Genomic DNA, 22,865 nt, shown 5'->3' on the forward strand with positions numbered 1-22,865 from the left:
GCCCTAATCGTTCGCACACGAACTGTTGCCGCGTTAAGCTCTGCGGTATGCAGATCGAGGACCCCTTGCGGCTGGACCGACAGGTGTGTTTCGCGCTCGCGGTCGCCAATCGATCCGTGCTCGCCGTGTACCGACCGTTGCTGGAACCGCTGGGGCTGACCCATCCGCAGTATCTGGTGATGCTCGCGCTGTGGGGCGAGGCGCCGATGTCGGTGAAGGCCATCGCCGAAGCGATCCAACTGGATTCGCCCACGCTCTCGCCCCTGCTCAAACGGCTCGAGGCGGCGGGGCTGATCACCCGACGGCGGCACGAACACGACGAACGGACATTGCTGATCGACCTCACCGCCGACGGCCGGGCGTTGCGCGCGCGGGCCGAACGCATCCCGCCCGCGGTGGTGGAACGGCTCGGGGTGAGCCTGGCCGATCTGGAGGAACTGCGCGAGGTGCTGACCCGCGTCAACGAGGCGGCCCGGCGGGCGGCCACCGGCAGGGAGAACTGATGGACCGACCGAATCCGATACAGCGCGTCCGCTACGCCCTCGGCGGGACACTGCCACCGAACCTGCGCGAGTGGGTGCTCGAGGACCTGACCGGCCCCGGCGCCGCACGGCGCTACCTGCTGCGCTTCCTGATCCCGGTCGTTCCGGTGCTGTGCCTGTTCCTGCTGGTCCCCGGCCCGGTGTGGATCGGGCTGTCGATGATGGCGCTGCTGTACATTCCGCTGATCTTCTTCACCGTCGCGCTGATGTACGTCTACCGTCGTCACCGCCTGCTCCAGCACGGCCTCGATCCCGAACTCGCCGACATCCGCGACCGTCGCCGCGCGGCCGCGGAACGGGAGGCGTACGAGTCGCGGCACGGCCGGGGGTGATCACCCCTCCGGGGCCAGCAGCCCCTCCCGACGCACCGTCGGCAGCGACAGCGTGCGATAGCCCGCCGACTCGAAAAGCACTGTGACACGGTCGTTCTCGACGTGCACGACCTCGCCGGGGCCCCACTCCTCGTGCCGGACGGCCGTGCCGGGGGCGTAGGTGTCGTCGGCCGGTTCGTGGTCCCGGGCGGTGCCCGCGACGCAGGTGTCGCAGAAGCCGCACGGGCCGGGCAGGGTCTCGCCGAAGTAGCCGAGCAGCAATTGCCTTCGGCAGGAACGGGTTTCGGCGTACTCGCGCAGCACGTGCAGGCGGGTGCGGTCGAGTCGGTCACGGCGCTCGGCCGTTTCGCGCACGAGGTCGGCCGCGTGGGCCGGGTCGTCGCCGCGGTAGTGGAAGCGGCCGTGCCGGTCGGCGTGGGCCAGGCGGGTCTGCTCGAGGAGGTTCAGGGCGGTGGTGACGCGCCGATGGGAGTGTCCCAGTTCGGTTTCCAGCTCCTCGGCGGTGCTGCCGTCGTGGTCGCGCAGGGCCGCGGCGACCTCGGCGACGGTATCGGTGTCGAGGCGGCGGGCGGTGAGGAAGGTCTGCACGCCGAGATCCTCGGGGCGGTAGCACAGCAGCGCGTCGGCGCGCTCGCCGTCGCGTCCGGCGCGGCCGATCTGCTGATAGTAGGAGTCCAGCGAATCCGGGACCGAGGCGTGCACGACGAAGCGCACATCGGGTTTGTCGATGCCCATGCCGAACGCCGACGTCGCCACGACCACGGATATCCGGTCGGAGAGGAAGTCGTCGTGCACCCGGTCGCGTTCGGCCGCGCGCATCCCCGCGTGATAGGCCGCCGCCCGCACACCGCGCCGAACCAGTTCGGCCGCAAGGGTTTCGGTGTCGGCGCGGGTGGCGGCGTAGACCAGTCCGGGCTCGGGGAAGCGGTCGACCGCGGCGTGCACGGCGTCGCGCTTGTCGTCCTCCTCGATCGCGCGGTGCACGGCCAGGAACAGGTTGGGCCGGTCGAAGCCGGACACCACCTGCACCGGGTCCCGCAGGCGCAGATGGTCGACGATGTCGTCGCGGACCGGTCCGCCCGCGGTCGCGGTGAGCGCCAGCACCGGGGGATGGCCGAGGCGTTCGATGGTGTCACCGAGGCGGAGGTAGTCGGGCCGGAAATCGTGTCCCCAGGCCGAGACGCAGTGCGCCTCGTCCACCACGAACAGGCTCGGCCGCATCCGCTCGAGCTCGGCCACGACCTCGGGTTTGGCGAGTTGTTCCGGGGCGAGGAACAGGTATTCGGCGGTCCCGTCGCGCACGGTGTCCCACGCCTCGCGCTCGGCGGTACGGGACAGGGTCGAGTTCACCGCCACCGCGGTCGGGGCGTCGCTGTCGGCGATCTGCCCGACCTGGTCGCGCTGCAACGCCGTCAGCGGCGACACCACCAGCGTCGGCCCGTCCAGCAGCAGCGCGGGCACCTGGTACACGGCGGATTTCCCCGCGCCCGTGGGCATCACCACGACCGTGTCGCGGCGCTGCGCCACGGCGGTCATGGCGGTCAGTTGATCGTCGCGCAGTTCGTCCCAGCCGAACGTCTCGCGGGCGACGCGCCGCAGTTCGGCGCCGAGATCTCGAGGCACGGGCTCGGCGTGCCCGCTGGATCGCGGTCGAAACCGCGTAGTGGTCTTGTCCGCGGGGTACGGCCAGGACGAGCGAGCGAGGAGGATGTCATGGCGAACGATCTGACGCGGATGCTGCACGAGATGATCATGAGCTTGCAGGCGATGGGGATCCTGGCCCCGATCCAGACGTAGTCTCCCGGGCGGTCAGTCGCGGCGGCGTAGGCGGGTGGCCTCGGCGTCGAGAGCGGCTGCGCGCAAATAGGTTTCGGTGGTCTCGCCGACGCGGTCGTGCCAGAAACCCACGCGCTGCGCGCAGCGTTCGACGTGCGCGGTGGCGGCGTCGAGCGCGGACTCGTCGGCGTCGCGGGCGAGCCGCCGTTCCCGGCGTTGGGCCTCGGCGAGACGCTGTTCGGCCTCGAAGAGTTTGCGGCGGCAGTGATCGGGGTCGACGACGCTCTCGCGCAGATCGTCGGCCTCGGCCTCGAGGTCGGCGATGCGCTGCTGCTCGCCGGGCGGCGGCTCGGGGGGATCGGGTCGCGGAATGACCGGGGGCGCAATGATTTCGGTGAACCACCGGTCGGTTTCCTCGGGCTCCTCGGCGCGCAGTCGCCGGGCCTCCGCGGCGCGGCGGTCCTCCTCCTCGCTGGCGCGCAGGCGTTCGATCGCGTCCTGGACGTCCTCGGCGGTGACCGGGACGTGTTCGAGGCGGGCGGTCATGTGCACGAGTTCGGCGCCGGACCGGTCGCGCAGGACGACCGAGACCGTGCCCACCGGGCGCGGATCGGGGCGGCCCTCCATGCGGGCGTCGATGGTGGTGTCGTGGCAGTCCTCGATGGCGCAGGCGCAGGCCAGGTCGAACAGTTCGCTGCCCATCTCGTACGGGCTGGTGGCCGCCTTGCCGGTCCAGGGATGTTCATCGCTCCAGGACAGTGCGCCGTACTCCACGACCCGATCGTCGTGGCGCAGCTCCCAGGAGTAGTCGGCGTCGGATCCTTGTATGGACACCCCTCGATTGTGGCCCGGCCGGGGTCGCTCGCGCGGCGGATCCCCGGTTATCCCGTATTCCGGGCTACGTGCCGATGACGGCGTTCATGATGGTGCCCGCGCTGGTCGCGACGATGCCCCCGATCATGGCTCCCGCCACCATCTTCGGCGCGTTGGAGCCGCCGCCGGTCCACTTCTCCCACGCGAAGCGACCGCCCGCGTAGGTGATCGCGAGAATGCCGGACAGCAGCACGAACCAGGTGAAATACCGCACCAGCTTCATGAGCTTGTCCGCGGCGGGCGGGGTCTCGGGGGTGGGATTGCCGATCTGAGCGAGGACGGTGTCGTGCAGGGCCGCGAGAATCATGGTGAGGCTCTTTCGAAGTCGTGACTTGCTCGGAACCGGACAATGAAAATGCTAGAGCCCGAGCGAGTTTCACCGCCACTCCTCCCGAAAACCCCCTGCTCAAACCACATTCCGACCCACCGGTACCCAAACCCCAGCCGCACCCCTTGTTCGGACCCGCACCCGTTTCAGGGCCGTGCAGGGGGTGCGGATTCGAACAAGGGGTGCGGCTGGGGTGGTCAGCGGGTGGGGGTGGCCAGTTGGGTGCGGAGGTGGGTGATTTCGCGGGCCAGGGTTTCGCGGTGGTGTTCGCGTTCGCGGAGGCTGGCGCGGAGGCTTTCGAGGGTGTCGTCCATGGCGGCGAGGCGGCGGGTGGCGCCCTCGAGGCGCCAGGACAGGACGGCGTGGTGGTCCACGCGGGTGCTGACGTCCTCGAGCCAGGCGACGGTGTATTCGATCCAGTCGGGCTGTTTGGGCATGGGGTCGGTGTCGGTCCAGCCGCGGCGGAGGGCGGGCTTGGTGGAAAGCACGCGCTCGGAATCGTTTTCGACCAGCGTCACCAGGGTGAGTTTCCCGGCGCTGGTGACCACCGCCGTGATCCGATACCGCCCCGCCAGATGCATCCGCAACTCCGCCGTCCCCCGCCCGTCCGCGTCCATGGCCCCCAGCCACGGCCCGTACGCCGAATCCAGCAACGCCTCGAGCATCCCCAACTGCCCCACCCCCCGCCGCAACCGCCCCGCCCGTTTCCGCAGCTCCTCCGGCGTGGCGGTCATCTGGTCCCAGTGCATCCCCCGAATCTATCCACCCCATCCCCTTACCCCTGGTAACGACCCCGGCGCGCCGAACCCGGCCCGCGCCGCCTGCCGGAACTACCTCGCCATCGCCCTCGAGCCCCGCGCGGCACCGAACCCCACGGCCGCTGACGGCAATGCCGATTGTGCTGGCGGCGACGAGCGATCGTGCGATCGGGGGCACGCCGCAAACCGATGCGGTGGTCGCGTGCGGTGTCGTCAAGTGCCGACGGTGGTCAGGGGCCGCCCAGCGCGGATGACCAGCGAACGCGGTGGTCCAGATGAGCGGCCGCCGAATGCGGGTCCGACGTTCGCGCTATCGCCAGCGCGGTCGAGTGCTGGCGGTGGGCCGATTACAGCGCTGCCGCGGTAGGGCCGATTGGGCACGAGTGTTCCGGAGGTGCCTCGGTGCTATCGCTCTGGCATCGCGTGGACGGGCTGCCGCTGTCCGCATGCTTACGCAGCGCGACAGCGTTCGTCACCACGGCCGTGTACCGCGTGGGAACGCTTGCGCCGCAGGGTCTCTCGCGGTACTCGTGGCCGTAGGGGAGGGGCGCGGTGCCCCTCCCGGTCGGGTCGATCAGCCCTCGCTCGGTTGGCCGCTTTCGGTGCGGGTGGTGCGGTGGCTGTGTCTGCCGCCCTTGGCCTTTGCCTCGGTCGGTTGTGCTTTGGCCCCCTTGCGGCCCGCCGCGCGCGGGTCGGCGGACTTCGCGGCACCGAAACTTCCGGTGCTGGCCAGGCCGCCCTTGCGGGCTTGTTCCTTGGTGTCCGCGCGGTTGCCGAACTGCCCAGGATTCTTCGGATCAGCCATCTTCGGCTCGCTCCTTCGTCGATGGTCGACACTTCGGCCGTATTACGCCGGTACCCCGGCTCTACCCCGAGGCAAGGGGCGTAATCGTCACGGTTGGACCTGCCGTTCGCGGGTACGTCCGCAACATGATCACGCGAGGACCCCTGCGGTATTGCGCGGCGGCGGCCATCACGGCCTCGGCCCTGTCGGTCTCCCTGTTCGTGAGCGGTTGCGAGCAGACCAAGGAGGCGGTGAACAAGGGTGGGGACACCCCGTGCAGCGAGTTCGTCCAGCAGGACAACGACAAGCAGCACGTGACCGTCCGCAAATACCTCGAGCAGGACAACAAGACCAACGGCAAACCCGACGACCAGCTGGTCGACCGCTCGGTCACGGCCATCCAGCTCATGTGCAAGGCGCAGGCCAACCCCGACACCCAGATCCGCAACGCGGACCTGACCGGCATCCTGGTTCCGAAGTAGGAGATTCGATGAGTACCGACGCGATCGTGCTGCTGCGCGAGGACCACAAGGCGATCCGCAAGCTGTTCCGCGAGTTCGAGAAGGCGGGCGACCGGGCGCACGCCACCAAGGGGCGGCTGGTGAAGAAGATCATCGAGGCGCTCACCGTGCACACCTACATCGAGAACGAGTGCATGTACCCCGAGGTCCGCAAGCTCGTGCCCGACCTCGAGGACGACATCCTCGAGTCCTACGAGGAGCACCACGTCGCCGATGTGCTGACGATGGAACTGGCCGCGATGAAGCCCGCGGACGAGCACTTCACCGCCAAGACCACCGTGCTCATCGAGAACGTCGACCACCACATCGACGAGGAAGAGAAGGAGTGGTTCCCCCAGGTCCGGGAAGCGTTGAGCCGCAAGCAACTTCAGGAGATCGGCGCCCGCATGCTCGAGTTGCGCAAGCAGGCCCCCACCTCGCCGAAGCAGCCCTCGGCGATCGAGAAGGCCGTGCACGCGGTCACGGCCTGAGGATACGGAAGGCACAGAACCGCCCCGGACGCCGAAGCGTCCGGGGCGGAAGTCTGTCGGGAGGTCGGGTCAGACGCCGGGGCGGGGTACGTCGCCGCGCCAGGCGCCGGTCTCGCCGCCGCGCTCCTCGATGTACTTCTTGAACCGGTCCAGATCGCCCTTGACGCGGCGGTCCAGGACGCCGAGCTTGTCGCCGACGTTCTCCACGAAACCCTCGGGGTCGACGTCCATCTGGGTGATGACCCGGGTGGTGGAGTCGTCGATGCGGTGGAAGGTGACCACGCCCGCGTGCTCGGGGCCCGCGTCCGAGCGCCAGGCGATGCGCTCGTCGGGGTGCTGCTCGGTGATGGTGGCGTCGAATTCGCGTTCGACCGGGCCGATCTTGACCTTCCAGTGGGTGTGGGTGTCGTCGATCTGATCGATGCGCTCGACGCCCTCCATGAACCGGGGGAACGATTCGAATTGCGTCCACTGGTTGTAGGCGGTGTGGATCGGGACCTTCACTTCGGTCGAAGCGGTCACGGTGCTCATGTACAGACCTCGCTTCCTCCGGCGGCCGCCGGACATCGTCGAACTTGCTGTGCAGTGGGCCCATCGGTCGGCTACCCGGCGGTTGCCGCACCAAACGACGGCCCGAGTCGTGACGGAACGCTGACGTTTCACGAAATCGGCCGTGTCCAGGCGCGATTCGCCGCCCGGGACGGCGAGAATGCTTCGCGTCCGGGCGTCGTCTCCTTCAGAAAGGCCGAATGATGCGGATTCTGCTCACCGGTGCGGCGGGCTTCATCGGAACCCATGTGCTGCGCGCGCTGAACGACGCGGGGCACGAGGTGGTGGCGATCGATACGATGTTGGCCGCCGCGCACGGCCCCGGGGCCGCGCCCCCCGACGGGGTGGCGCGGGTGGACGTGCGCGATCCCGAGGCGCTCGACGCGCGGTTGCGCGGGGTCGACGCGGTGTGCCATCAGGCGGCGGTGGTGGGGGCGGGGGTGAGTCCGCAGGACGCGCCCGCCTACGCCAGCCACAACGATCTGGGGACCGCGGTGCTGCTGGCGGCCATGGCCCGGGCGGGCTGTCGCCATCTGGTGCTCGCGTCGTCGATGGTGGTGTACGGGGAGGGGCGCTATGTCGACGGCCGGGGCGAACCCGTGGAACCGGCGCCGCGCGAACCGGCGGATCTGGCTCGCGGTGTGTTCGACCATCGTTCGCCTACGGGAGAGGTACTGACCTGGGCACCGGTCGACGAGGACGCCCCGTTGCGACCCCGCAGCCTGTACGCGGCGAGCAAACTGGCCCAGGAGCATTACGCCGCCGCGTGGGCCGCCGCCACCGCGGGCACGGTGACCGCGCTGCGCTACCACAATGTCTACGGCGACGGAATGCCCAGGGACACACCGTATTCCGGGGTCGCCGCCATCTTCCGTTCGGCCCTCGAACGCGGCGAGGCGCCCCGCGTCTTCGAAGACGGTCGCCAGGCACGCGATTTCGTCCACGTCCGCGATATCGCCGCCGCGAACGTGGCCGCCCTCGAGCGCCCCCTGTCCGCCTTCCGCCCGGTCAACATCGCCTCCGGCCACCCCGTCACCATCGCCGAGGTCGCCGCCCTGCTCGCCACCGCCGCCGACGGCAAACAGCCCGTCACCACCGGCGAATTCCGCCCCGGCGACGTCCGCCACATCGTCGCCTCACCCGACCGCGCCCGCCGCGACCTCGGCTTCACCGCCGCGATCTCACCGCGGCGGGGACTCACCGAATTCGCCTGTGCCCCTTTGCGTCCCGCGTCCGGCACCGGTGCGCCGGAGTGGCGCTGAGCGGTCAGGCGCGGTATTCCTCGGTGGCGGTGAGTCTCATGATGTCCCCTCCGGAGAGGTCAGTGGGCGTTCGGCTCGAGCAGGACCTTGATGGCGCGGCGCTCGTCCATGGCCCGGTATCCCGCGGCCGCCTCCTCGAGCGGCAGGGTCAGGTCGAAGACCTTGCCGGGGTTGATCTTTCGGTCCCAGATGAGCTGGACGAGGTCGGGTAGGAAGCGGCGCACCGGGGCGGGGCCGCCGTGGATGTGGATGCCCGCGCCGAAGAGTTCGTCGCCCGGGATGGCCACGTCGTGGGAGACGCCGACGAAACCGACGTGCCCGCCGGGACGGGTCGAGCGGATCGCCTGCATCATGGCCTCCTGGGTGCCGACCGCCTCGACGACACTGTGCGCGCCGAGCCCGCCGGTCAGGTCCTTGATCCTGGCCACGCCCTCGTCGCCGCGTTCCTCGACGATGTCGGTCGCGCCGAACTCCACGGCCAGCCGCTGCCGGTCGGCATGGCGGCTGAAGGCGATGATCCGCTCGGCCCCGAGTTGCCGGGCGGCGAGGACGGCGAGCAGTCCGACGGCTCCGTCGCCGACCACGGCCACGGTCTTCCCCGGTCCGGCCTCGGCGGCGACGGCGGCGAACCAGCCCGTGCCGAGCACGTCGGAGGCCGCCATGAGCGATGGGATGAGGTCGGCGTCGGGCATCCCCGGCGTGGCGACCAGGGTGCCGTCGGCCAGCGGGACACGGGCGCGTTCGGCCTGGGTGCCGAGGGTGCCCATGAGCGTGCGATGCACGCAGTAGGCCTGATACCCGGCCCGGCAGATCTCGCAGGTGTTGTCCGAGGCCCAGAACGAGCCGACGACGAAATCGCCGACCTTGATCGTGGTCACGTCCGGGCCGATCTCCTCGACCACGCCCACGTACTCGTGGCCCATGACCTGATGCCGCGCGTCCTCGACGCCGCGGTAGGGCCACAGGTCCGAACCGCAGATACAGGTCGCCGCGAGCCGGATGACGGCGTCGGTCGGCTCGACGATCGTCGGGTCCTCGCGGTCCTCGACGCGGATGTCGCCCGCCTTCTCGAGTACTACGCCACGCATGGCGAATCCTCCTTCTCCATGGGGTACTACCGGTCTTCGGGTCGGAAGCTGTCACGGCACGCCTTGCGGCGCAACGTTTTTCGTCGGCTACGAGGCGGGCCGGTCGTGCAGTCGGTCGGCCAGGGCGCGCGCCCGGTCGCTCAGCGCCGCGGCGCGGGCCTCGTCACCGGCCGCCACGGCCGTCCAGTATTCGATCTTGATGTCGACGTATCGCCTGCGGATGTCGAGCAGCTCGGCCTGGCGGGCGAGGTTGTCCCGTTGCGCGGTCAGCAGCCGGACCTGATCGGCCGCGCCCGCCGCGCCGCGGGCGCCATTCTTCACGTACCGCTGCATGTCGCTGATCGACATGCCGGTGGCGCTCAGACACGAGACCCACACCAGCAGGTCGATGTCGTCGTCGGTGTAGATCCGCTGCTTGCTGCTCTCCCCGCGCATGATCGGGCCCACCAGCCCGATGCCCTCGTAGTAGCGCAGCGTGCTCGCGGGCAATCCGACCAGGGCGGCGGCCTCGCGAATCGAGTACTCGCCCGGTGCCGTCCGAATCGCCATGCATCCACTCTGGAAACTTCGAGTACTCGAAGTCAAGCGGGCGGCTGGCCCTTCCCAGGTGCACTATCCGGCCAGCGGCAGGCTCACCTCGAAGCACGCTCCGGCACTGCGGGATTCACCCGCCGGGACGGCCCGGATGGTCCCCCCGTGCGCCGCCACCAGCCCGGCGGCGATGGCCAGACCCATGCCGCTGCTGCTGCCGAGGTCGTCGGCGGTGGGGGTGCGGGCGGTGCTGCCGCGGTAGCCCGCCTCGAAGATGCGGGGGAGGTCGGCGGGGGAGATGCCGGGGCCGGTGTCGGTGACGCGGACGAGGGCGTGGTGGTCGGCGGTGGTGACGGTGATGTCGATGCGGCCGCCGGCGGGGGTGTGGGCGACGGCGTTGGCGATGAGGTTGGTGAACACGCGGGTGAGGGCGCGGTTGCTGCCCGCGACGGGGATCCGGTCGGCGGGTTGGGTTGTGCCGAGGGCGATTTCGGCGCGGGCGGCGGTGGGTTCGGCGGCGGCGGCGACCTCGTCGACGACCTCGCGCAGGTCGAGGGGTTCCAGGGCCAGGCGCAGGGCACCCGCGTTGATCTTCGACATCTCGAACAGGTCGTCGACCAGGGCGGCGAGGCGGTGGGTCTCGCGGACGACGGTGCGGCCGTAGCGGGCCACGTCGCCGGGCTGGTCGACCACGCCGTCGGCGAGCGCCTCGCCCATGGCGCGGATTCCCGCCAGGGGCGTGCGCAGGTCGTGGCTGACCCAGGCGACGAGTTCGCGGCGGGAGCGTTCGGCGGCGCGTTCCTGTTCGCGCATCTGCTTCTCCCACACCATGGTTCGGGCCTGGGCGCGGCCGAGCAGCACCGCCGCGGGGACGGTCACCGCGGACACCACGCCCAGGACGACGGCGGTGCGCTCGAGTTCGTCGGTGAACATGAGCCCGCTGACCGCGATGACGCCGGTGAGGGCGGCGAGGGTGGGGATGAGCACCAGCACGGCCGTGCTCGTGCCGAGCGAGCGGTCGCGGGTCCAGCGCAGCAGCAGCGCACCGAGGCCGACCACCGGCAGCGAGCCCGCCAGCGCGTAGGCGATCAGCCCCCAGGTGTCATTCGGCATCGTCGGAATCTGTTCTGCCCCAGGCGTATCCACGACCCCAGACGGTGTCGATGCGATGCGCGTCGCCGAGTTTGGCGCGCAGCCGTTTGATGTGCACGGTCACCGTGGACAGGTCGCCGAACGTCCAGCCCCACACCTGGGCGAGCAGTTCCTGGCGGCTGAACACCCGCTGCTGGTGCGCGAGCAGGAAGGCCAGCAGATCGAATTCGCGGGCGGTGAGATCGACCGGCGCGCCGTCGATCTGGACCGTGCGGGAGGCGCGGCGCAGCTCGACCGCGCCGCCGCGCAGCACCTCGTCCTCGCCGCCGGGCGCGGGGTGGGCGCGGCGCAGCACCGAGGCCACCCGCAGGGCCAGCTCGCGCGGGCTGAACGGTTTGGTGACGTAATCGTCCGCGCCCGCCCGCAATCCGATGATCCGGTCGTCCTCCTCGCCGAGCGCGGTGAGCAGGATGATCGGCGTGTCGGGATGCGGTCCGGCGCGGACGGCCCGGCACAGTTCGACGCCGTCGGGCGGGGGCATCATGACATCGAGGATCGCCAGGTCGATGTCGTTGTCGGCCAGCACTTTCGCCGTCGCCGGGCCGTCGGCGGTCTCGACGACGGTCAGCCCGTCGCGTTCGAGGTAGCGGCGCACCACCTCCCGGACCACCGGATCGTCGTCGGCCACCAGAATGCGCATCGGCTCACCAATTCGTCAGGATCAGATGGTTGATCAGCAGGGCCGCCACGGCTTGGGCGGCCAGCCACCAGCGCGCCCCGCGCGCGGGCATCAGGGCGGTGGCGGCGAGCACCCACATGTCGAACGGCAACCAGATCCGTTCGGTCTCGGCCTTGCTCAGTCCGCTGAGGTCCGCGGCGAGGATGGCGGCCAGGCCCGCGGCCGCGAGAACCGCCGTGGGGTCGATGCTCGCCAGGCGTCGCCGGAGCGGCCGCGCGGGAACGTTCGGTGCGCGGGTGACGGTCGCGGCGCCGCCGCTCGGGGTTTCCCGTATCGGGACCGGTCGGCGTGCCTCGGGGACGACGGGGGTCGACGAATCTCCCTGTGGCGCAGGGTGATCGGCTTCCGAAGAGTCTCGACGCAACGGGCGGAGGAACGCGCGCGGGACGCGATGGATCGCCGCCACGGCGGCGGGCCCGAGAGCGCAGGCGGTGGCCGCGAGATTGCCCCACACCCAGTACGAGAACGGCCGCTCCGCGGCGATGCCCTGGTAATAGCGTTGCACCACAAGGTGATACCCGTCGAACCACCAGAACCCGGCCGCGGTGAACACCCCGGCCACCAGGAGCGCGCCCACCGCCGCCGCGAACAGCGGCCGCGCCATCGACGCCGCCCGCCGCGCGCGCAGCATCCCGAGGATCAGCACCCCGGCCGCCGGGACCGCCATCAGAGCCAGACCGTAGCTGAGGTAGATCCCGAATCCGAACAACACCCCCGACCCGAAAGCCTGAGCGAGCCAACGGTTCCCGAGCCGCACCGCGAGCGCGAGCAATGCCACCGCCCACGCCGTAACCCCCGCGAACAAGGCGTCCGCCGACACCGCCACCCAGATCGCCGCCGGGGCCAGCACCAGGAAGGGCATCGCCACCCGGGCGCTGTCCTCCGAGCCGAGCGCCCGCACCGCCACCGCCACCGCCGCCGCCGCGCTCGCCCCGACCAGCGTGCACAGCGCCGCCGCCCACGCCCCGCCGCCCAACCCGACCCGATCCAGCAGCACGAACGTCAGCAACGCCCCCGGCGGATGACCGGAGACGTGGGTGGTCCAGGAATCGGGCTGGAAATCCAGGATGCGCCCGGCGAATCCGCGCAGCGTGGCGGCGATATCGGTGACGCCGCCGACCTCGTGCAGATACTCGTCGCGGGTGGTCAGCCGCCCGGCGAAACCGCGCTGCCAGCCATCGATCATGGCCAGCGCGAACGCCCACGCCGCCGCGGTGAGCCACCCGGACACGAGCAGCCGCCGCCACGGCGCGCGCCGCGCCAGCTCCGGCCCGCGCGCGACCACGACCACCGCGATCGCCACGGCGGGCACGGTGCCCCAGCCGATATGGCCGAGCCACTGCCCGAACAGCGGGGCCGCTCCCGCGTACAGCCGACGACTCCACTGTTCGCCGAGAATTCGCGGGACTTCCACGGCGGCGGCCACGAGGGCGAGCCCGGCGGCGGCACAGGCGATGTCGGCCCGGGTGGCGGTCTCGGCGGTCTTCGGCACGGGTACACCCTAGGGCCGCGCGCGGCCGGAGGCGGGGAGGACGGGCGTCGGTCCAGGTGCCGTCATACTTTTGTCACCGATTCGCTGACCCGTTCCGGGGTGTCGCGGCCCTACGGTCTTCGGTGTGACCGAACCAGAGGAGGAGCCGGGAGTCACCGTGGTGATCCCGTGCCGTGACGAGGCGGGTGCGTTGCCGACTGTACTCTCGGCCGTTCCGCCGGGTTATCGAGTGATCGTGGTGGACAACGGTTCCACCGACGCGACCGCGGCCGTCGCCCGCTCGGCGGGGGCGACGGTGGTCGTGGAACCCCGGCCCGGATACGGCAGCGCGGTGCGGGCCGGAATCGACGCCGCCCGCACCGATGTGGTGGCCGTCCTGGACGGGGACGGATCCATGGATCCGGGCGAATTGCCCGCTCTGGTAGCCGAACTCGGGCCGCGGGTGGACATGGTCGTGGGGCGGCGGCGGCCCGTGAAGCGCGGGGCCTGGCCCTGGCACGCGCGTCTGGGCAATGTGTTGGTGGCCCAGCGGCTCCGGCGTCGCTACGGGTTGCCGGTCCACGATGTGGCCGCGATGCGGGTCACCCGCCGGGCGCGGCTGCGGGCGCTCGGACCGCTGCATCCGCGATCGGGCTATCCCCTCGAACTGCTCGTGCGGGCGGCGCGGGCCGGGTGGCGGATCGTCGAACGCGATGTGAGTTATCGGCCCAGAAGCGCTGGGGTGTCGAAGGTTTCGGGTTCGGTGCGCGGCACGATCCGCGCGGCGCGCGACTTCTGGAGTGTGCGATGACCGGGACCGATATCGCCGCGACGCTGCTCGTGGTCGCCAAGGCGCCGATCGCCGGATTCGCCAAGACGCGGCTCACCCCGCCGCTGGCACCGCGCGAGGCGGCGCGGCTGGCCGCGGACGCGCTGCTCGACACCCTCGCCGCCGTGCGCGCCAGCGGCGCCCGGCACGCGGTGGTGGCCTGGACGGGGGACCTGTCGCGCGCCGAGCACGCCGACGAGATCGCCACGGCCCTAAGGTATTTCACCGTGGTGCCGCAGCGCGGTGACGACTTCGGCGCACGGCTCGCCAATGCGCACGCCGACGCGGCTCGATTCGGCCTGCCGGTGGTGCAGATCGGCATGGACACGCCGCAGGCCGATGCCGAAACGCTCGGCGCGGCGGCACGATTGCTGCTGGTCACCGGGGATACCGTCCTCGGGCTCGCCGCCGACGGCGGCTGGTGGGCCCTCGGCCTGTCCGACCCCCGCCCCGCCCGGCTGCTCACCGAGGTCCCGATGTCCACCGACCGCACCGGCGAGCTGACCCGAAACATGCTGCGCCGCTGTGGTTTCCCCGTGCACGCGCTGCCGGTCCTCACCGATGTCGACCACTATCGCGACGCGCTCACCGTGGCCGCGCAGAGCGACGGCCGCTTCGCCCACACGGTCCGGCTGCTCGACGAGTCCGTGCTCACACCCGTGGCGAGTTCACCTCCGCGCGTGTGAGTTTCGGGGTTCGTCGGTTTCAGTGACCTGGCGGCCGTGTCCCGAACCTGGCCGTGGACACGGGGTTCGGCGGTCGCGTCCCGAATCTGGCTGTGGGCAGCGGGTTCGGCGGTCGCGTCCCTAACCTCGCTGCCCGCGCGGGGGCCATTGTTCTCGGCCGGGATGGGTTCGGGTGGGTTTAGCGCTGCGCGGGCGGGTATGGCGAGGGTGATGATCGCGCCGGAAGATCCGGCGCCCGCGGATAGGAGGACGACATGCTCGGACTGGGCATCATCGGGTGGATCGTGGTCGGCGGCCTGGCGGGCTGGATCGCCAGCAAGATCATGGGGACCGACGCGCAGCAGGGGATTCTGCTGAACGTCGTCGTCGGCGTGATCGGCGGCCTGATCGGCGGTTTCCTGTTGAAGCTGTTCGGTGTGGACGTGGCCGGTGGCGGGCTGATCTTCAGCTTCCTGACCTGCCTGGCGGGGGCGGTGGTACTGCTGTTCCTGGTCGGACTGGCGACCGGTCGGCGCGCGGTGCGCTGACCCGGATCACGGAACGGGCCGGTGGTCACGACCACCGGCCTTTTTCGTACCCAAAGAGTGCCATTGACAAATGGCACATAAGCCGGTGATGCTGTGGGCATGGCTAGTACATGGTCAACGGCGACCAGCACCCCGGCCCCGGTTCCCGCCGCGGCCGCCCTGCGCACCCGGCTCGCGGCCTCGGCCTCGGTGCTGGGACTGCGGCAGGTGCACGCGGTGTTGCCGCCCAATCGAATCGGCATCGGCATCGGCCGGGCGATCATCGCGAGCGTGATGGCCGCCTTCGGCCCGCCCCTGCCCGGCACCCGCGTCACCCCCGTCCGCGCGGGCGAGGTGCGTGGGGAGTGGGTGCGGGCGGCCGAGGTAGCGCACGGCACGCGGGCGATCTACTTCATCCACGGCAGCGGGTACGTGGTGTGCTCGGCGCGCACGCATCGGGGGCTGGCCTCGCGCCTGTCGAAGGCGACCGGGCTGCCCGTGTTCGTGATCGACTACCGGCTCGCGCCCGAACACCGGTTCCCCGCGGCGGCCCGCGATGTGGAGGCGGGCTACCGGTGGCTGCGGGAGCAGGGTTTCCGCCCCCACGATCTGGTGGTCGGCGGCGACTCCGCGGGCGGGCATCTGGCCCTGGATCTGGTGCTCGAGAATCTGCGCACCGGGACCGAGCAGCCCGCGGGCGTGTTCACCTTCTCGCCGCTGCTGGATCTCACCCTCGGCCTGGCCGAGACCCAGGACCGGCTGCGGCCCGACCCGATGGCCCCCGCGCGCGTCGGCCGCCGCCTGCTCGAGCTGTACACGGTCGGCCAGCCGCCGGATTCGCCGCGGCTGCGCCTGGTCGTCCCCGCCGGGGCCGCGCTGCCGCCCATGCTGGTGCAGGCCGCCGCCGAGGAGATGCTGTCGGCGGACGCCCGCGCGTGGCACGACATGATCGTCGCCGCCGGGGGCCGCTGCGAACTCGAGTTGTGGCCGGGCCGGATCCACGTCTTCCAGGCCCTGCCCCTGCTGGTTCCCGAGGCCGCCCCGGCCCTCCGCCGCGCCGCCGCCTTCGTGAAAGACGCGCTCGCGCAAGCGGATTCACCCCTCGACACGAAGGCCGGCTGAGATGACCGCGTTCTCGACCCTGTTCTCCTCCCTCGTCCCGGCGATCCTGCTGCCCGGTACCCGGCGCACCCACGACGCCAAGGCCGTCGTCACCGGCGCGGGCAGCGGCATCGGCAGGGCCTTCGCCCTCGAGATCGCCGCGCGCGGTGGAGAAGTCGTGTGCGCCGACATCGACGCCGAACGCGCCGCGGAGACCGTGCGGCTCATCGCCGACCGCCACGGCCGCCCCGCCCACGCCTACCGCTGCGACGTCGCCGACCGTGACGACATGGAGAGCTTGGCCCTGCACGCCGAACTGATCTTCGGCGGACCCCCGACCCTGGTGGTGAACAACGCGGGCGTGGGCATCGGCGGAAAACCGGTGGGCGACATCGGTTTCGACGACTGGCGCTGGGCGCTGGGCATCAACCTGTGGGGCGTGGTGCACGGCTGCGAGATCTTCGCCCCGCGCCTGCGGGCGGCCGGGCGGGGCGGCATCGTCAACGTCGCCTCCGCCGCCGGATTCGCGGCCGCGCCCGGCATGGCCGCCTACAACGTGTCCAAGGCCGGGGTGCTGTCGCTGTCGGAGACCCTGGCCGCCGAACTCGCGGGCACCGACGTGGCCGTGACCGTGCTGTGCCCGACCTTCGTCAAGACCAATGTGGTGCGCGACGGCCGGATCACCTCCGGCTCGTCGAACCTGGCCGAAAGCCTCATGCGCCGCACCGGTTTCGCGCCCGAACGGGTCGCGCGCGACGCGCTCGACGCCAACGACCGCGGCCGGCTGTACGTGCTGCCGCAACTCGACGCCCGGGCGATCTGGCTGCTCAAGCGGCAGTTCCCGAGTCTGTACACGCACGCCCTCGGCGTGCTCAACCACGTGCTGCCGCAAGCGGATTCGCCGTCCGCGGCGCACGCGAGCAAGACAGGAGTGTGACATGGCCTTCGACTTCGACGCCATGCTGGCCAAGATCAAGGCCCGGCAGTGGGCCCTGGCCGAGATCGACTGGGACGCCCCGGGCGCGGACCTGATCACCCCCGAACAGCACGCCAAACTCAAACCGTTCATGGCCGATCTGATGTGGATCGAGAACGTCGGCGCGCGCGGCTTCGCGGCCATGGCCAAGAAGGCGCCGACCGCGACGCTGCGCGAGATCTACCGCTACTTCCACGCCGAGGAGCAGCGGCACGCCAACGCCGAACTCGCGCTCATGCGCCGGTGGAACATGCTCGACGGCGACGAGATCCCCGAGCCGAACATCAATGTCAAACTCGTCATCGACTTCCTGGACAAGTACTCCGACGGCATGTCGCTGTCGTTCCTGGGCACGGTCATCCCGATGCTCGAGGTCGCCCTGGACGGCGCGCTGATCAAGTTCATCACCGACGAGATCGCCGATCCGGTCGCGCAAGAGGTGTTCAAGAAGATCAACTCCGACGAATCCCGCCATCTGGCAACCGATTACGCGGTGATGGAACTGCTCGGGCACGCCGAGGCGCGCAAGCTGCTCATCGATCTGGTCGGCGGCTGGGCGAAACCGAGCCTGCTCATCGGCGTGCTCAGCTACATCCCGCTGCTGAACAAGATGCGCGACAACATCGTCGCCATGGGCGTGGACGAGGAGAAGCTCTACGCCGCGCTGCGCAAGTACAAGGCGGTGGGGGAGCGGATGCCGCTGGCCAAGCGGGTGCCCATGTACCGGATCGTCAGCATGCACGGCATGTGGGTCGTCGACCGCCGCCACCCCTATCACCTGTTCGCCGACGCCCTGGTGAAACTCACCGCGCGCGTGCCCGACCGGCTCCTGCCGCCACAGCCCACGTGGTCGAAGGAACTGACCTACGAGCCGGTCGCGTGAGCGGGGTCAGCGCGCCGCTGGACGTGGCGATCATCGGCGCGGGGTTCGCCGGGATCGGGACCGCGATCCGATTGCGGCAGAAGGGGATCGGGAATTTCGCGCTGTTCGAGCGCGGCACCCGGGTCGGCGGGACCTGGCGCGACAACACCTATCCGGGTGCGGCGTGCGATATTCCGTCGCGGCTGTACTCCTACCGGTTCGCGCCGAATCCGGACTGGTCGCAGACCTATTCGGGCAGCGCGGAGATCCTGGGCTACATCGATCGGATGGTCGAGCAGTTCGGGCTCGCGCCCGCGATCCGGTTCGGCCACACCGTGACCGGGCTCGAGTTCGACGAGACCAGCGGGCTCTGGGACGTCGCGCTCGACGGGCGGCCGAATGTCAAGGCGCGCAGCGTGGTCGTGGCCTCGGGGCCGCTGGCCAATCCGGGGTTCCCGGCGCTGCCGGGCCTGGACGACTTCGAGGGCCACCGCATCCACAGCGCCCGGTGGGATCACGACTACGACTTCACCGGCAAGTCCGTCGCGGTCGTGGGGACCGGCGCGAGCGCGGTGCAGATCATTCCGGAGCTGGTGCGAAAGGCGGGCAGCGTCAAGGTCTTCCAGCGCACCCCGGGCTGGGTGCTGCCGCGGGTGAACCGGTCCACCCATCCGCTCACCCGGCAGCTGTACCGCAGCGTGCCGCTGACCCAGTCGCTGGCGCGCGAGGCGTGGTTCTGGGGACACGAGTCGGTGGCGCTGGGCGTGGTGTGGAATTCGCCGCTGACCCGGGTCGTGGAGGCGGTGGCGCTCGCGCATCTGCGGCGGCAGGTGCGCGATCCGTGGCTGCGCCGCCAGCTGACCCCCGACTTCCGGGCGGGCTGCAAACGGCTGCTGCTGAGCAACGACTACTACCCGGCGTTGCAGGCGCCCAACTGCCGCCTGGTCACCTGGCCGATCGCGCGGATCGTGCCGCACGGCATCCGGACCGCGGAGGGCATCGAGCATCGCGCCGACTGCATCGTGTTCGCCACCGGCTTCGAGGTGTCCAAGCAGGGCACCCCGTTCCCGATCGTCGGGCGCGCGGGCCGGGTGCTGGCCGAGGAGTGGAGTCGCGGGGCGTACGCGTACAAGAGCGTGACCGTCGCGGGGTACCCGAATCTGTTCTTCACCTTCGGGCCCAATTCCGGTCCGGGCCACAATTCGGCGCTGGTGTACATGGAGGCGCAGATCGACTATCTCACCGACGCGGTGGGCCTGATCCTGGATCGCGATCTGCGGATGTTCGAGGTGCGGCGCGACCGTCAGGACCGCTACAACGCGGGGCTGCAACGGCGGCTGGCCGCGACCACGTGGAATTCCGGTTGCCGCAGTTGGTATCTCACCGAGGACGGCTTCAACGCCACCATGTATCCGGGCTTCGGCACCCAGTACACCCGCCAGCTCGCGGCCGTGGATCCGGACGACTACGTGGCCGTGCCGCGCGACGCGGCGCGGATCGGCCCGCGGATCGGGGCCGGACTGGGCTAATGTCGACACCTGTCGAGTGAACGACCGGGCGAGCAGGAGGGGCGAGACGCGAATGGCGGAGTACCGCATCGACGATCTCGCCCACGCGGCCGGAACGACGACCCGCAACGTGCGCAACTATCAGGAACGCGGCCTGCTGCCCGCGCCCACGCGGCGCAGCGGCCGCGCCCTGATCTACGACGATTCGCATCTGGCCCGGCTGCGGATCATCGACGCGCTGCTGGCCCGCGGCTTCACCACCGCGCACATCGCGGACTTCATCACCAGCTGGGAGACGGGCAAGGACCTCACCGAGATCCTGGGCCTGCAACAGGCCGTCACCGCCACCTGGGGTTCGGCCGAGGAGCCGATGTCGGTGCCGCGCGAACTGGTCGACAGCTTCCTCGGCGACGGCGAACCGGTCGGGCAGGCGGAACTGGATCGGCTGGCCGACCTCGGCCTGATCCGATCGCACGGGGACACAATCGAATTCACCCAGCCCGAACTGCTCGAGACGTTCGGCGCGCTGCACAACTACGGCTTCGGGCTGAGCGGGCTCATCGAGGTGTACGCGGCGGTGACCGGGCGGGTCAACGACATCGCCGACACCATGGTCGCGGCGGCGAAGGACCACATCGAGGCCGAACACGGTCCGGGCTGGCTGCCCGACAGCGACGCCGAGATCGCCGAGACCACCCGCATGCTCAACCAGCTGCGCGAACTCGGGGTGGCGGCGGTGCACAACACGCTCAATCAGGCGCTCGACCACACCCTGCGACGGGAGTTGAGCGCGTATCTGGCCACCGCGGCCGAGCGGCACGGCAGCCGCGAGAAGGCGTGAACGCGACCGGGCGGCGGGAACGAATCCCGCCGCCCGGTCGCGCTCGTCGGTCGCCTACTTCTTGAAGGCGTCCTTGATCTTCTCGCCCGCGTCCTTGAGGTTGGACTTGATCTGGTCGGCCTTGCCCTCGTTCTGCGTGTCCCGATCGCCGGTGGCCTCGCCGAACTTCTCCTTGGCCTGCCCGCCCAGATCGTCGAGCTTGTTCTTCGCCTTGTCGGTGCCGCTCATGGTGCGTCCCCTTTCCGGAGTGAAACTCTCGACCCGCGTCGGTCGGGGCCGACATGGAGGCGATAACCCATCCGGGGGGCGGTAAACGGGCCCGTCCCGTCGCGCATGTCTCGCCGCGGCCGGAGAAGTGATGTGGATCACTTAGGCTCGAACCGATCCGCCCGGCGGGGCAGCGCGAAGTCCTTCGAGTCCTGGGTCCTTCTCGGCAGGAGCAGATATGGATACACCCTCGTGACGGCCCCCGACGAGGCGCGGGGCGTCGGCGTGTTCGCGGAGGCCGGGCCGTCGTGCCCGGTCGAGCGGCGCGGCGAGCCGGAGCTGGCCCGGCTGTTGGCCGGGCTACTCGGCCGCGTCGGGCGCGGCGATCGGGCGGCGTTCACCGAGTTCTACCGGCTGACCAACCATCGCGTGTTCGGGCTCGCGGTGCGGATGCTGCGCAACCGGTCCGCGGCCGAGGAGATCACGCAGGAGGTGTACGTGCAGGCGTGGTCGCTGGCCGACCAGTACGACCAGCGGCGGTCGAGCCCGATGGGCTGGCTGATCATGCTCACCCATCGCCGCGCGGTGGACCGCATCCGCAGCGAGCGGGCCGCGTCCGATCGGGACGTGGTGTACGGGCACACCCAGCTCGGCCGCGACCACGACGTGGTGGCCGAGACGGTGACCCAGCGCGCGGAGGAACGAGCGGTGGTGCGCTGCCTGGACACGCTGACCTCTCGCCAGCGCGAGACCATCGCGCTGGCCTACTACGGCGGCCGCACCTACACCGAGGTGGCCCGGCAGCTCGAAATCCCCTTGGCCACAGTCAAATCCCGGGTCCGCGACGGGTTGAAACGACTCGCGGCCTGTCTGACCGGAAGTGAGTCGCGGTGAGCACCACCGAATCGCCGGACGAGCTGTCCGACGCCATCCACCCCTACGCGCTGGACGCCACCTCGGAATTCGAGCGCCGTCGCATCGAACGCGCCCGCGCCGCCGCCGCGCCCGAGGCCGCCGACCGGTTCGACGCGGAGGTCGCCCGGGTGCGCGAACTGCTCGCCGAACTCACCGTCGTCGACTCGCTCGCCCCGCCCGACGAACTCGAGGCGCGGATTCTCGCCGCCGTGGGCGCCGCGCCCGCCCGCCGGGCGATCCGGCCGAGGCACACCCAGTGGCTGGCCGCCGCGGTCGTGGCGGTGCTGGTGGCGATCGGTGGGATTCTCGTGACAACCGTTGTGCGCCAGAGTGATTCGCCCTCGCCAGGAGTCAGTGCGGTGCGGACGATCGAGCGGCAGCGCGACGCGATCACGCGCAGCGCCGAGCTGGCGGGCGGCGGCACGATCGTGGTGCGCACGTCGGCGGCCTTGTCGCTGATGGCGGTGAGTTTCGAGGACGTGCCCGCGCCCGGCGCGGGCCGCAGCTATCAGATGTGGGTCGGGCCGGGCGACGGGGTCATGCACTCGGCGGCGGTGTTGAGCCGCGTGCCCGCCGAACCCGTTGTGGCGCGGTATGTTCCGGCTGAGAGCATGGCCATCACCGTCGAACCCGCGGGCGGTTCGCCCGGTCCGACCACGACGCCGATGGTCGTGGTCGAACTGAGCTGAGCCGCAGGCTATTTGGCGGGGTACTCGTGCTCGGTCAGCACGCGGGCCAGATGCGCCGCGTTGCGGGCCATGGTCGCGGTGGTCGACGCCACCGCCTCGGGCACGCTGTCCAGATCGCGGTAGTCGGTGCTGCCCATGGCCTGGTCGTTCCAGTACGTGCAGCCCTGCGCGGGAATGGTGAACCCGATGTCGTCGAGGCCCTGGAACAGATCGGCCACGATCTTGTGGGCGCCGTCCTCGTTGCCGACCACCGCGGCCAGGCCGATCTTGCCGGTCATGGCCGGGCGGCCCTGATCATCGGTCTCGGACAGTTCGGCGTCGAGCCGCTCGAGCACCCGCTGCGCCACCGAGGACATGTGCCCGACCCAGGTGGGGGTGGCGATGAGCAGGATGTCGGCGGCCCGCAGCCGTTCACGGATCTGCGGCCACTCGTCGCCCGAGCCCTCGTCGGCGCTCACCCCCGGATGCACGTCGTAGTCGACCACGCGCAGCACATCGCCGGTCACGTCGTGCACGGCCAGCTCGTCGAGCACCTGCCGGGCGATCAGATCGCTGGAGGAGTCCGCGGGGGACTTCTTCAGCGTGCAGACCAGGGCGAGGGCGTTCAGTGGCATGATGCGATCCTTTCG

At 70.6% G+C, this 22,865-nt stretch carries 28 protein-coding genes; 15 read left to right on the plus strand and 13 right to left on the minus strand.

Annotated elements, in window-relative coordinates; all coding sequences use genetic code 11:
* The first annotated feature begins 47 nt into the window (after window positions 1–47).
* Together ACWDSJ_RS12165 and ACWDSJ_RS12170 are read left to right on the plus strand one after the other, a co-directional pair.
* Window positions 48–503: a MarR family winged helix-turn-helix transcriptional regulator gene (locus ACWDSJ_RS12165; RefSeq protein ID WP_387360621.1), complete on the plus strand. Its 456-nt coding sequence runs from the start codon at window positions 48–50 to the stop codon at window positions 501–503.
* Entirely contained in the window at window positions 503–874 is a 372-nt protein-coding gene (locus ACWDSJ_RS12170; RefSeq protein WP_450031491.1) for a DUF5313 family protein, read from the plus strand. The genes ACWDSJ_RS12165 and ACWDSJ_RS12170 overlap by 1 nt, the downstream gene beginning before the upstream one ends.
* Here ACWDSJ_RS12170 and ACWDSJ_RS12175 read toward each other — a convergent pair whose 3' ends face one another.
* The 5 genes from ACWDSJ_RS12175 to ACWDSJ_RS12195 all read right to left on the minus strand — a co-directional run bounded on the left by ACWDSJ_RS12175 (window position 875) and on the right by ACWDSJ_RS12195 (window position 5,414).
* Window positions 875–2,497, minus strand: coding sequence for a RecQ family ATP-dependent DNA helicase (locus ACWDSJ_RS12175; RefSeq protein ID WP_450031493.1), 1,623 nt, complete (start codon window positions 2,495–2,497; stop codon window positions 875–877).
* Between the two features lie 186 nt (window positions 2,498–2,683).
* On the minus strand, window positions 2,684–3,484 hold the full coding sequence (locus tag ACWDSJ_RS12180) for a hypothetical protein (protein ID WP_450031495.1): 801 nt from the start codon (window positions 3,482–3,484) through the stop codon (window positions 2,684–2,686).
* Window positions 3,485–3,548: 64 nt separating this feature from the next.
* Complete coding sequence (locus ACWDSJ_RS12185; RefSeq protein WP_387360629.1) at window positions 3,549–3,830, minus strand: hypothetical protein; 282 nt, start codon at window positions 3,828–3,830, stop codon at window positions 3,549–3,551.
* Window positions 3,831–4,048: 218 nt separating this feature from the next.
* Entirely contained in the window at window positions 4,049–4,600 is a 552-nt protein-coding gene (locus ACWDSJ_RS12190) for a hypothetical protein (protein WP_450031497.1), read from the minus strand.
* 583 nt (window positions 4,601–5,183) lie between these two features.
* A complete protein-coding gene (locus ACWDSJ_RS12195) occupies window positions 5,184–5,414 on the minus strand; it encodes a hypothetical protein (protein WP_387360633.1) in 231 nt (76 codons plus the stop codon).
* A gap of 125 nt (window positions 5,415–5,539) precedes the next feature.
* On the opposite strand from ACWDSJ_RS12195, the gene ACWDSJ_RS12200 reads away from it, so the two are divergent.
* Together ACWDSJ_RS12200 and ACWDSJ_RS12205 are read left to right on the plus strand one after the other, a co-directional pair.
* Window positions 5,540–5,875, plus strand: a complete 336-nt coding sequence (locus ACWDSJ_RS12200) for a hypothetical protein (protein ID WP_387360635.1) — start codon at window positions 5,540–5,542, stop codon at window positions 5,873–5,875.
* A gap of 8 nt (window positions 5,876–5,883) precedes the next feature.
* On the plus strand, window positions 5,884–6,384 hold the full coding sequence (locus ACWDSJ_RS12205; protein ID WP_450031500.1) for a hemerythrin domain-containing protein: 501 nt from the start codon (window positions 5,884–5,886) through the stop codon (window positions 6,382–6,384).
* Between the two features lie 69 nt (window positions 6,385–6,453).
* Here the strand turns inward: ACWDSJ_RS12205 and ACWDSJ_RS12210 are convergent, their stop codons facing one another.
* On the minus strand, window positions 6,454–6,915 hold the full coding sequence (locus ACWDSJ_RS12210) for an SRPBCC family protein (RefSeq protein WP_450031502.1): 462 nt from the start codon (window positions 6,913–6,915) through the stop codon (window positions 6,454–6,456).
* A 218-nt stretch (window positions 6,916–7,133) separates the two neighbouring features.
* On the opposite strand from ACWDSJ_RS12210, the gene ACWDSJ_RS12215 reads away from it, so the two are divergent.
* On the plus strand, window positions 7,134–8,195 hold the full coding sequence (locus ACWDSJ_RS12215; RefSeq protein ID WP_450031504.1) for an NAD-dependent epimerase/dehydratase family protein: 1,062 nt from the start codon (window positions 7,134–7,136) through the stop codon (window positions 8,193–8,195).
* Window positions 8,196–8,254: 59 nt separating this feature from the next.
* Here the strand turns inward: ACWDSJ_RS12215 and ACWDSJ_RS12220 are convergent, their stop codons facing one another.
* The 5 genes from ACWDSJ_RS12220 to ACWDSJ_RS12240 form a co-directional block, all read right to left on the minus strand.
* On the minus strand, window positions 8,255–9,283 hold the full coding sequence (locus ACWDSJ_RS12220; RefSeq protein ID WP_450031505.1) for a zinc-dependent alcohol dehydrogenase family protein: 1,029 nt from the start codon (window positions 9,281–9,283) through the stop codon (window positions 8,255–8,257).
* A gap of 87 nt (window positions 9,284–9,370) precedes the next feature.
* Window positions 9,371–9,832: a MerR family transcriptional regulator gene (locus tag ACWDSJ_RS12225; RefSeq protein WP_450031507.1), complete on the minus strand. Its 462-nt coding sequence runs from the start codon at window positions 9,830–9,832 to the stop codon at window positions 9,371–9,373.
* A 63-nt stretch (window positions 9,833–9,895) separates the two neighbouring features.
* The gene (locus ACWDSJ_RS12230) at window positions 9,896–10,927 is read right to left on the minus strand and encodes a sensor histidine kinase (RefSeq protein WP_450031509.1); all 1,032 of its coding nucleotides are present in this window, start codon (window positions 10,925–10,927) and stop codon (window positions 9,896–9,898) included.
* Window positions 10,917–11,606: a response regulator transcription factor gene (locus ACWDSJ_RS12235; RefSeq protein WP_450031510.1), complete on the minus strand. Its 690-nt coding sequence runs from the start codon at window positions 11,604–11,606 to the stop codon at window positions 10,917–10,919. Before ACWDSJ_RS12235 ends, ACWDSJ_RS12230 begins: the two co-directional genes overlap by 11 nt.
* Before the next feature lie 4 nt (window positions 11,607–11,610).
* Window positions 11,611–13,137, minus strand: a complete 1,527-nt coding sequence (locus tag ACWDSJ_RS12240) for a hypothetical protein (protein ID WP_450031512.1) — start codon at window positions 13,135–13,137, stop codon at window positions 11,611–11,613.
* Window positions 13,138–13,261: 124 nt separating this feature from the next.
* Here ACWDSJ_RS12240 and ACWDSJ_RS12245 point away from each other — a divergent pair, with 124 nt between their 5' ends.
* From ACWDSJ_RS12245 to ACWDSJ_RS12280, 8 genes are all read left to right on the plus strand, one after another.
* Window positions 13,262–13,927: a glycosyltransferase family 2 protein gene (locus tag ACWDSJ_RS12245; protein WP_450031514.1), complete on the plus strand. Its 666-nt coding sequence runs from the start codon at window positions 13,262–13,264 to the stop codon at window positions 13,925–13,927.
* Window positions 13,924–14,631: a TIGR04282 family arsenosugar biosynthesis glycosyltransferase gene (locus tag ACWDSJ_RS12250; protein ID WP_450031516.1), complete on the plus strand. Its 708-nt coding sequence runs from the start codon at window positions 13,924–13,926 to the stop codon at window positions 14,629–14,631. The genes ACWDSJ_RS12245 and ACWDSJ_RS12250 overlap by 4 nt, the downstream gene beginning before the upstream one ends.
* A gap of 254 nt (window positions 14,632–14,885) precedes the next feature.
* The gene (locus tag ACWDSJ_RS12255; protein ID WP_387360653.1) at window positions 14,886–15,158 is read left to right on the plus strand and encodes a GlsB/YeaQ/YmgE family stress response membrane protein; all 273 of its coding nucleotides are present in this window, start codon (window positions 14,886–14,888) and stop codon (window positions 15,156–15,158) included.
* A 99-nt stretch (window positions 15,159–15,257) separates the two neighbouring features.
* On the plus strand, window positions 15,258–16,259 hold the full coding sequence (locus ACWDSJ_RS12260) for an alpha/beta hydrolase (RefSeq protein WP_450031518.1): 1,002 nt from the start codon (window positions 15,258–15,260) through the stop codon (window positions 16,257–16,259).
* A gap of 1 nt (window position 16,260) precedes the next feature.
* Window positions 16,261–17,175, plus strand: a complete 915-nt coding sequence (locus ACWDSJ_RS12265; protein ID WP_450031520.1) for an SDR family NAD(P)-dependent oxidoreductase — start codon at window positions 16,261–16,263, stop codon at window positions 17,173–17,175.
* A gap of 1 nt (window position 17,176) precedes the next feature.
* Window positions 17,177–18,097, plus strand: coding sequence for a ferritin-like domain-containing protein (locus tag ACWDSJ_RS12270; protein WP_387360659.1), 921 nt, complete (start codon window positions 17,177–17,179; stop codon window positions 18,095–18,097).
* On the plus strand, window positions 18,094–19,605 hold the full coding sequence (locus tag ACWDSJ_RS12275; protein WP_387360661.1) for a flavin-containing monooxygenase: 1,512 nt from the start codon (window positions 18,094–18,096) through the stop codon (window positions 19,603–19,605). The genes ACWDSJ_RS12270 and ACWDSJ_RS12275 overlap by 4 nt, the downstream gene beginning before the upstream one ends.
* A gap of 52 nt (window positions 19,606–19,657) precedes the next feature.
* A complete protein-coding gene (locus ACWDSJ_RS12280) occupies window positions 19,658–20,425 on the plus strand; it encodes a MerR family transcriptional regulator (protein WP_450031522.1) in 768 nt (255 codons plus the stop codon).
* Window positions 20,426–20,479: 54 nt separating this feature from the next.
* On the opposite strand, the gene ACWDSJ_RS12285 is transcribed toward ACWDSJ_RS12280, so the two are convergent.
* Window positions 20,480–20,653, minus strand: coding sequence for a CsbD family protein (locus ACWDSJ_RS12285; RefSeq protein ID WP_387360665.1), 174 nt, complete (start codon window positions 20,651–20,653; stop codon window positions 20,480–20,482).
* Between the two features lie 231 nt (window positions 20,654–20,884).
* Here ACWDSJ_RS12285 and sigK point away from each other — a divergent pair, with 231 nt between their 5' ends.
* A complete protein-coding gene (gene sigK, locus ACWDSJ_RS12290) occupies window positions 20,885–21,526 on the plus strand; it encodes an ECF RNA polymerase sigma factor SigK (RefSeq protein ID WP_450031525.1) in 642 nt (213 codons plus the stop codon).
* On the plus strand, window positions 21,523–22,236 hold the full coding sequence (locus ACWDSJ_RS12295; protein ID WP_450031527.1) for an anti-sigma factor: 714 nt from the start codon (window positions 21,523–21,525) through the stop codon (window positions 22,234–22,236). The genes sigK and ACWDSJ_RS12295 overlap by 4 nt, the downstream gene beginning before the upstream one ends.
* A gap of 8 nt (window positions 22,237–22,244) precedes the next feature.
* Here ACWDSJ_RS12295 and ACWDSJ_RS12300 read toward each other — a convergent pair whose 3' ends face one another.
* The gene (locus ACWDSJ_RS12300; protein WP_387360671.1) at window positions 22,245–22,850 is read right to left on the minus strand and encodes a flavodoxin family protein; all 606 of its coding nucleotides are present in this window, start codon (window positions 22,848–22,850) and stop codon (window positions 22,245–22,247) included.
* Window positions 22,851–22,865: the final 15 nt, after the last annotated feature.

The sequence above is a fragment of the Nocardia sp. NPDC003482 genome, from assembly GCF_053588115.1.

Bases quoted from the DNA above. Each gene is read 5' to 3' on its own strand.
- ACWDSJ_RS12165 (WP_387360621.1), top strand. From the start codon at position 48: ATGCAGATCGAGGACCCCTTGCGGCTGGACCGACAGGTGTGTTTCGCG.
- ACWDSJ_RS12170 (WP_450031491.1), top strand. From the start codon at position 503: ATGGACCGACCGAATCCGATACAGCGCGTCCGCTACGCCCTCGGCGGG.
- ACWDSJ_RS12185 (WP_387360629.1), bottom strand. From the start codon at position 3,830: ATGATTCTCGCGGCCCTGCACGACACCGTCCTCGCTCAGATCGGCAAT.
- ACWDSJ_RS12190 (WP_450031497.1), bottom strand. From the start codon at position 4,600: ATGCACTGGGACCAGATGACCGCCACGCCGGAGGAGCTGCGGAAACGG.
- ACWDSJ_RS12195 (WP_387360633.1), bottom strand. From the start codon at position 5,414: ATGGCTGATCCGAAGAATCCTGGGCAGTTCGGCAACCGCGCGGACACC.
- ACWDSJ_RS12200 (WP_387360635.1), top strand. From the start codon at position 5,540: ATGATCACGCGAGGACCCCTGCGGTATTGCGCGGCGGCGGCCATCACG.
- ACWDSJ_RS12205 (WP_450031500.1), top strand. From the start codon at position 5,884: ATGAGTACCGACGCGATCGTGCTGCTGCGCGAGGACCACAAGGCGATC.
- ACWDSJ_RS12210 (WP_450031502.1), bottom strand. From the start codon at position 6,915: ATGAGCACCGTGACCGCTTCGACCGAAGTGAAGGTCCCGATCCACACC.
- ACWDSJ_RS12215 (WP_450031504.1), top strand. From the start codon at position 7,134: ATGATGCGGATTCTGCTCACCGGTGCGGCGGGCTTCATCGGAACCCAT.
- ACWDSJ_RS12220 (WP_450031505.1), bottom strand. From the start codon at position 9,283: ATGCGTGGCGTAGTACTCGAGAAGGCGGGCGACATCCGCGTCGAGGAC.
- ACWDSJ_RS12225 (WP_450031507.1), bottom strand. From the start codon at position 9,832: ATGGCGATTCGGACGGCACCGGGCGAGTACTCGATTCGCGAGGCCGCC.
- ACWDSJ_RS12230 (WP_450031509.1), bottom strand. From the start codon at position 10,927: ATGCCGAATGACACCTGGGGGCTGATCGCCTACGCGCTGGCGGGCTCG.
- ACWDSJ_RS12235 (WP_450031510.1), bottom strand. From the start codon at position 11,606: ATGCGCATTCTGGTGGCCGACGACGATCCGGTGGTCCGGGAGGTGGTG.
- ACWDSJ_RS12250 (WP_450031516.1), top strand. From the start codon at position 13,924: ATGACCGGGACCGATATCGCCGCGACGCTGCTCGTGGTCGCCAAGGCG.
- ACWDSJ_RS12255 (WP_387360653.1), top strand. From the start codon at position 14,886: ATGCTCGGACTGGGCATCATCGGGTGGATCGTGGTCGGCGGCCTGGCG.
- ACWDSJ_RS12260 (WP_450031518.1), top strand. From the start codon at position 15,258: ATGGCTAGTACATGGTCAACGGCGACCAGCACCCCGGCCCCGGTTCCC.
- ACWDSJ_RS12265 (WP_450031520.1), top strand. From the start codon at position 16,261: ATGACCGCGTTCTCGACCCTGTTCTCCTCCCTCGTCCCGGCGATCCTG.
- ACWDSJ_RS12270 (WP_387360659.1), top strand. From the start codon at position 17,177: ATGGCCTTCGACTTCGACGCCATGCTGGCCAAGATCAAGGCCCGGCAG.
- ACWDSJ_RS12280 (WP_450031522.1), top strand. From the start codon at position 19,658: ATGGCGGAGTACCGCATCGACGATCTCGCCCACGCGGCCGGAACGACG.
- ACWDSJ_RS12285 (WP_387360665.1), bottom strand. From the start codon at position 20,653: ATGAGCGGCACCGACAAGGCGAAGAACAAGCTCGACGATCTGGGCGGG.
- ACWDSJ_RS12300 (WP_387360671.1), bottom strand. From the start codon at position 22,850: ATGCCACTGAACGCCCTCGCCCTGGTCTGCACGCTGAAGAAGTCCCCC.